The following is a 2,312-nucleotide window of genomic DNA, read 5'->3' on the forward strand; positions in this document are numbered from 1 at the left end:
CTTACTTCTTCAACAATTTAAAATGCTCCACATTCTGTCCCCACTGGATTTCGATCATCAAAACTCCTCTTGGTACTCTAGCAACCAATCCACTTAGGGCTTCATTCAGTTCAGATTCCGAACCTGCCTGAACCTGGAAAGCAGTGGATGTCGAAGAAATGATTTTTACTGAGATGGTTTCACCATTGTAGGATTTAAGATCGGTAAGCTTGATGTTCAACCGGTCACCTCCGACCAATGGGTTGGGAAATACCTTCCAGATATTAGTGGATAAAGATCCTTCTATACGGACAGAGAATACTTTCCCTGTAGTGGATTTTCCATTGAAATCATATTGTTTGAGTCTGTAATAAACAATGGACTCAGTAAACGGTAGAAACATGTCTTCGAATTGGTATTCAGTCATTGTATCTTTAAAACCCATGCCCTCAATGGTACCGATAACCTTAAAGTCCTTGATATTGTCAACAGACCTTTCAATTTCAAAATGACTGTTTTCCATTTCCTTATATGTAGCCCAGGTAATTTTAGCAGTTCTGGACTGATTTAAAAATTGGGCATTGAATGCTGATATCTCTACAGGTAAAATTTTGGCATTCAAAAGAAACAAATCAACCCTACATGTCCCGGTAGCATTATCAATGGTGGTCAATTTATAAGTTGCTCCGCCCATCAATGAATCGATGGTGGACTCTTCTGAATAAAAGGTAGGGTCTTCCAAAGAAGTCCAAAAGTAAAAATAATCCCCTTCTACGAACTCAATTTCTATAAGTCCGGTTGCAAGGTCTTCATTTGTGGTTTCATCAATTGTAGATTCAACTACTCTCTCACTTAAAATCACATTCTCAGTAGATAAGGCATCGGGAACTAAAGTAGAAATGGTTACTGTATTTCCAACTATTCCCCCTTGACTTATTGTCAAAGAAGCATTGAAACTACTTCCAACATCCCTGTTCCAAACAGTTGGATTAAAATTAGATGAACTCAATGAGGTTCCATCAGAAAAATTGAAATTCCAGTTTGCATTGTAATCCTGCGTAGGATTACCACCAAAAAGAGAAGTGATTATAAAAGAGACGTTTGTCTGATCAAAATTTTCTTCAAAACAATCAAAGATGGGTTCAAAAGTATAGGACAAAACGCCAACTTCAATTGGAATTGAATTGTGGTTATTTAAACATTGAGCGGCTGGATAACTCTGACAACTGTAACTGTCCTCAAGATCTTTTGCGCGATTAGTAGTCCAAGAAACCAATGGCCTTGATAATTCATAAAATTCATTTTGGCATTCAATACCAATGTCAGGAATCGGAATGGTAATAATACAAGAACCGGTATTACAAGGGTTAATAGAACCTACAAATTCATTGATGTATGTAGAATTCAAAGGATCGCCATCCGGATTGTTTCTATCTTTCTTTAAAATATCAGCGATTATTCTAAAATTATGAATATCATTTCTTGAGTTTGAGGTATATAAGAATGAAATATAATATGGACCATCACCCTCACAGATATTATTGGGATTTCCAGATACATCGCTGAAATACACATTTAATATGGAATAGTTTTGTGCATTGCCTTTACAAATGGTACATGAACCATCTCTTAAGTCCGGCTTGTTAGGATCCTGTGCAAAGCTGTTAAAGCTAAGGACAAGAAAAAGGGCGAAAAGTACTGTTTTTAAAAATCTCATTGGGTGATTGATTTTTGTAGAGTCTAATTTGTTTTTCAAATGTACTATAATGTATTTTAAAAACAAACAAAAAATGAATCTTTTTGCATTTTTTTATATATGAAATGCTTTTTTATTGTTTTATAAATTATACAACAGAGTAAAAAACTTACGTAAACCCAGACAGATTTGGATTTACCACTAATATATTTAGTATTTATATATTTGATTTATAGATATTTACCTAATATAGAGTTTTAAAAATTCAATATTAACTATCTCATTTCTTCTAAAGAATATGCATTTCATCGAAAATAATAAAATCAGAAAAAATATTTATTCTTTATCTACCATCATCCCCAAAGAGATAGCCACGCCGTACGAAGGTTTATTCAAATTATCAAAGTTTTCAAGGCTCCCTGCCAATGAAGGAATCTCATGAGGGTCCGAAAATGATTAAAATAAACATAAATAGAACCTCGGGAGATCCTTCGTGCCTACCAATGACAGAATTGGGAGCAGCCGTCATGCTGACGCAGGAAGCATCTCACGAGGTTCAGGAAATGATAAATTTGAACACAAATAGGATCTTTTGAGATTCCTCGTACCTACCAATGACAGATATTCATATTGATGG

1 protein-coding gene is annotated in these 2,312 nt (G+C 34.8%); it reads right to left on the bottom strand.

Annotated elements, in window-relative coordinates; translation table 11 throughout:
• Nucleotide 1: 1 nt before the first annotated feature.
• Nucleotides 2-1,696: a hypothetical protein gene (locus tag ACEW8O_RS22370; protein ID WP_373496854.1), complete on the bottom strand. Its 1,695-nt coding sequence runs from the start codon at nucleotides 1,694-1,696 to the stop codon at nucleotides 2-4.
• Nucleotides 1,697-2,312: the final 616 nt, after the last annotated feature.

Origin of the sequence: Aquiflexum sp., assembly GCF_041749095.1 — a bacterium.
Lineage (GTDB): Bacteria > Bacteroidota > Bacteroidia > Cytophagales > Cyclobacteriaceae > Aquiflexum.

Bases quoted from the DNA above. Each gene is read 5' to 3' on its own strand.
- ACEW8O_RS22370 (WP_373496854.1), bottom strand. From the start codon at position 1,696: ATGAGATTTTTAAAAACAGTACTTTTCGCCCTTTTTCTTGTCCTTAGC.